Origin of the sequence: Pseudomonas protegens, from assembly GCF_003732485.1 — a bacterium.
GTDB classification, from domain to species: domain Bacteria; phylum Pseudomonadota; class Gammaproteobacteria; order Pseudomonadales; family Pseudomonadaceae; genus Aquipseudomonas; species Aquipseudomonas protegens_B.
The window spans coordinates 495-5322 of sequence record NZ_MOAK01000078.1 but is presented as its reverse complement, the minus strand read 5'-3'; the positions used below and the strand labels follow the sequence as shown (position 1 = coordinate 5322).

The window sequence follows — 4828 nt, the reverse complement described above, 5'->3', positions numbered from 1 at the left end:
GCAACCAGGTGGCAATGATGTGACCGGTATTCAGACAGCCTTCACTTATCAGTTCTGACAGCGGCCTATCCAGCCTGCCCGAGATCGCGTGCGGCCGAGGCCCCTTGTGCACGCTCGCCAAGCAGTGACTCGGGCAGGCCCGGGAACCAGGCGCAGATGGCGGCCTTGATTGCCGAGAATGACCAGGTGTTCAAAGCGCACCTCAATCGCTACAAGTACGCCGAGCGCTATCCCGAAGCGCTCATGGCGCATTACCGGAGCCAGGGCGAGGCATTTCTCGCTCGGTTGGAGGCCTGCTGGGGCCGAAGCTTACAAATCATCCATCCAGTCGCCCTTGGGTTTCAGGCTGGCCACGAATTCTTCGATTGCGTAATCGTCATTCTCAAACTTCGCCAAAGAAGGGGCTGCCGGTTTGCTTGCAGGCGCGGGTTGCTTAGTGTCTGTGCTGGCAGTTTGCGGCATCAGATTGACGCCGAACCTGTTGTCGAGAGGTTTTTTACCGGGTGTCGGTGAGGTGATGGTGATGATGGTTGCCTGGTCCTTGCGACGCAGGGGCATCACCACGCTGGTGTCGGCGTTCTGGTAACTGGCCATGGTGGCCAAGGCAATGCCCACGAAAGGTGAGGCTGCGCCGGTATCGCCCAACCGTTGAGTCAGGTCGTAGCTTTCACGGGAGTCCAGCAAGTCCAGGGTGCTATGGGCCATGGTGAGCGCAGGCATCAGTTCGGCCAGTGGCACGCTGTTCAAACCACCGTCGTAGAACAACCGGGCCGGAGCTGGGGCAATCCCGTCGCTGGCTTTTTTCCAGCCTGCGGCCAGTTGCGCACTCAGGGCTTCGCGCTTTAGGCGTTCGCCGGTGTCAGGGCGCTGCAGGGAAACAGTGACCGGGCGGTGGATCTGGGCCAGCACCGGTAAAGCGTCCCATTGCTCAAGGGCACGCTCGGTCCAGGGCTGAGGGATGAACTCCGAAGGCTGGAACTCCACGGCAGGTTTGCGCCAACCCCAGCCGGTGAACTCGGGATCGATCTTGTTCTTGTTGACCTTGGTGAAAGGTGCGTAGTAACGCAGCCATTCGACGCGCTCGGGACGGCCGATGACCAGGGCGACCATTGAGTCGGTGAGTTCTCCTGGCTGTCGAGGGCCGGTTCCAAGTCCTATTGGCTTATTGCCTTTCGTTGTCAATGACAACGCCATGTTGAAGCCTTCAACGCTGTAAACCAGTACAGCCGGGAGATCCGGATGACGCTCAAATAGCTGGAATAGGTTTTCTAGCAATCCTTCGGGAGTGTCATTACAGACAATGCCATCCTGCACATTACGAATCCGGTGCCAATGCAAACCCGCTTCTGTACGGTAACTATTCACCATGCTGGTGAGCATTTCACGAGTCTCACTTGGAGTGAAACGCAGGTTCGGTATTTCAGGCTTCCAACCACCGACCACTGTAATAGTAGGGATTGGCCATTTCTCTAAAAAACTTCGCAGTCCCATTTCTAGGGCATCCGCCTTACGCTTTTCCCAGGCCATGTCCTTATCATCGGCAGTTACCGGATACTTCTTTGGGTCCATGGGCAAGATACTGCCGACATGCAGTGACTCCGCTTGCTTCGCACTCTGCTCTTGCAAAGCCTGCCAGGTCTGCCCCTGCCGAAATACATCCAGGCTTATGCCAATGCTGAGCACATCCAGAGTTTCCAAGCGAGACGAAGTAGTGGGTGCACGATAGCGAGTTTCAGCGGTCATGTTGGAAGCCTTCTTGGCCAAGGTATAAGCAGTCACGGGCGTGGCCGAACTGGCAAAGCAGCGAATGGATGTCAGTGAGGTTTCGGCGGCCTGAATCAGTGGACTGATCAGTAGCAAGCCGGAGAAAGACCAATACGTAAGTATGCGGTGCATCAGACGGGCCCTCCCAAACGGACAGGATTGCCCGCTCTGCGTCCCGCCAGAGACTGAGTAGCTACCAGAGAAGGCATTTTGTCCTTTACGGCATCCGGCAATTCGCCACACGTTCGATACGTCACTGTGGAGTTGATTAAGTTGCGATTACCAGATGTTTCCTCCCGATAGAGTTCCTGCACAGCCTCATCTGGAACGTCAAGTTCAGCATCAGCTTGACCTCGTCCTCCACTGTCTTTCGCTTTCCAATCCAACCGCCAATCCGCCACCCGACACAAATACGCATAAAACGTCACATCATCCACGCTCTCTCCCGCCCCAATCGCCACGTCATAAGCCAGCACTCGCCGGCTATGGTCAGGGTTGTTGGGAATCGCCGAGTGAAACGACAGGGCCTCTTCATGCTCGCCGTTTTTGCCTCCCCCTTGCAGGCGCATACGGGCCTCGTAGGGGGTTTCTGAACGGGTCACCAGCACCTTGCCGTTGTCTGTCGCTCGGGCGACAAACACGTGGGTCTGTTCTGCCGTGTCCTTGCCTTCATTGAGCGCCTCTTTGACGCTGGCAATATCGCGTCCGTACTTGAAGGCGATGGCTTCATCGATCGAATCCAGCTTGGCGTATTGCCTGCTTTCGGAGGTCCAGGCGCCGTTGCTGATCGCGATGGACGCATCAATGGGCGCCAGTGTGTCCTTGACCTGATAGACACCGCTGTTTGAGTCCGCTCCCGGCATGACCACTGCGCCATCGGCGTTGAAGTGGGTTTGCGCGGGCACCGGCAATATCGGTGCGGTCAGCATCACCGACTTTCCTTGTTCAAGGGAGGCGCGGGCCACCGACATCCGTTGCTTGTACGGCAACCCCATGTCCTCCCAGGTGTCCTCACCCTTCAACAGCAATGGATAGACATAGGGTGGCGTGTGCAGGCCAATCAGCTCTTTTTTCTCGCCGCGTTTGCGCAGGGTAAAGATCCGTTGGTGAAAGCTCAGTGGCAAGGTACTGCGTACCGGCTTGCCATACAGGTGCTCGTCAACGCCCTGCCAGCCGATCCCCTGCACGTTGGCAAGGCCGACGGTCTGGTCCTGAGGGGTGAAGTACAGAAAGATACTGCCGCGATTATCGCGCTCGTTGAACGAGATCTTTTTACCATCGATGGTGGTTTGCGACGCAGGCCCGCCGCTCCAGCCCGACCCGCCAATGGCGCCATCACCCTGGCAGTTTTTCAGGGCGACGCTCGACAATGCCGGGTACGGATTGGGCGCTCCGGCGATGTATTTGAGGATCCCCTCCAGGGTCGCAATGCGCGCCTCTGAGGTTTGCTGGCTGCCGTACCCCTGAAACTTCTCCGTGGTGGGCTCACGCAGGCTATAGGGGGAGTTGATCATCACCACGCCGTCGGCCGGGCGTACCTGAACCTCGTCATCCTTGAGAAAGGCATGGGCCAGCAGATTGATCAGCGTGCCCTGGCTGTGACCCACCACGTTCACCGTGTCGTTCGGGTAGCGTTTGCGGATGATCCGGATCAACATCGCCAGACGCATGGCGGCCAGCACCATGTAGCGCCGGCCGGGTGCGGAAAACAACGGGTGGGTCAGCTCACCGGCAAAGAAGTCCAGGGAAATGAACCCGAACAGCTTGCCGTTGAAACCCTTGCCCCACATATCGGGAAGGTTGGTGGTGGCATTGACGAAATGGCCCCCCTCCAGGGTGCCGGCCTTGTCCAGGCGGTTGTTGTTGCGGTCCAGCCATTCACCGTGGGGCTCGGTCTTGTTGATTGCCCCCTCTTCTTCGCGAAACCCCCAATAGAACGGAATCACCACGCTTCGCGTATCCGCGGCACTGAACTTGCGCCGGTAATACACCGCATCCGGGTTGGTCGCCTTGCCATCATCGTCCTCAGGCAGGCTGTAGCTGGCCGGCCGGAGAAAACCTGGGCTGCTCACCCCGTTGGGCAGCACCGAGGGCATGTCCAGGCGTTCATTCAGCCCCGCACACAAGCCGCGCTCGATGCGCTCGTAGCAACCGGCCAGGTCGTTGACCCCATGCACGACGATGGTCACGCAGGGCTTGGGCGGGGTCGCGATCAGGTGCACGTCACCACCGCCCGGCATGGTGATTGCCTGGCCTGTGCAAATGGTCCTCATCCGAACGGCGTCATTCATTGTGCATTTGCTCCTTGATGGCCTGAAAGACAACCTTTCACGTCGTCCAGCCGGGTCACGTCCAATCCATTCAGGGACGAGGCTTGCGCAGCAGGGCCGAATGGTTTGGCCTGACGACACGGGTGCCAGGCCTGACCTTCTACTGATGCTGCGCAAAAAAACCGGCGCCAGACCATAACAAAAGAGCCAGCGAATAAATCTAGGAAGTATCTCAAAGCGTTCTGAGCGCAGTGCGGCCCACTGTCACAGGTACCGTTTGTTCGCCAGTTTGCTCATGTGGACCGGGAGTGGTTTGTGCAGGCGCCTTATCGCGCCTTGCAGGAGTGGTTGCAGGCGTTTCTTGAATCGGAGTGGTTTGTAGGGGGCATGGCGTGGGGTTGGGGGGACATATCCATTCCTGCGGGTGTGGCGGCTGGCGGTTTCGCTCTTACAGCGAGTCACTTTGGAAAGAGCCCAAAGTAACCAAAGGCTCTTGCCCCTCCACTCGGTGCCTCGCCTAGGCTCGGCATGCCCTCACTCCGGCATTGATCCGTGGGCCGCCGCCACCGGCCATCCATGGCCGGGTGGCGGCTAACCCGGCATCCCTGCCGGGTTACCCACGGATCAATGCCTGCGTTCGGCCATCGTGGTTAACGGGGCGCTCAGATCAAGATCAAAATCAAGAGCCAGACGGCGGCCTTGCGGCCGGCCTGAAGCTGGAGCGGTGTGTATCGCCCCTCCCGTGTAGGAGCTGGCTTGCCAGCGAAGGCGTCGGCCCAGGCAATGCATGTCTT

Annotated in this window: 2 protein-coding genes and 2 pseudogenes; 2 read left to right on the top strand and 2 right to left on the bottom strand. The window is 58.7% G+C overall.

Features of this window, described 5'->3' with window-relative positions:
* Positions 1-138: 138 nt before the first annotated feature.
* Positions 139-294: pseudogene (locus tag BLX41_RS35845) on the top strand (glutathione S-transferase family protein); the annotation flags it as partial.
* Positions 295-309: 15 nt separating this feature from the next.
* Here BLX41_RS35845 and BLX41_RS20460 read toward each other — a convergent pair.
* Together BLX41_RS20460 and BLX41_RS20455 are read right to left on the bottom strand one after the other, a co-directional pair.
* Positions 310-1896 (bottom strand): type VI lipase adapter Tla3 domain-containing protein, encoded by a 1587-nt coding sequence (locus tag BLX41_RS20460; protein WP_311197563.1) that lies wholly within the window; start codon positions 1894-1896, stop codon positions 310-312.
* Positions 1896-4055 carry a T6SS effector phospholipase Tle3 domain-containing protein gene (locus BLX41_RS20455; protein WP_123726356.1) on the bottom strand — a complete coding sequence of 720 codons (2160 nt, stop codon included), beginning with the start codon at positions 4053-4055 and terminating at the stop codon, positions 1896-1898. The genes BLX41_RS20460 and BLX41_RS20455 overlap by 1 nt, the downstream gene beginning before the upstream one ends.
* Positions 4056-4304: 249 nt before the next feature.
* Here BLX41_RS20455 and BLX41_RS35840 point away from each other — a divergent pair.
* A pseudogene (locus BLX41_RS35840) lies at positions 4305-4427 on the top strand (glutathione S-transferase); the annotation flags it as partial.
* Between the last annotated feature and the right edge of the window lie 401 nt (positions 4428-4828).

Excerpts from the sequence above, each read along its gene's own strand:
- BLX41_RS20455 (WP_123726356.1), bottom strand. The coding sequence starts at position 4,055 with ATGAATGACGCCGTTCGGATGAGGACCATTTGCACAGGCCAGGCAATC.
- BLX41_RS20460 (WP_311197563.1), bottom strand. The coding sequence starts at position 1,896 with ATGCACCGCATACTTACGTATTGGTCTTTCTCCGGCTTGCTACTGATC.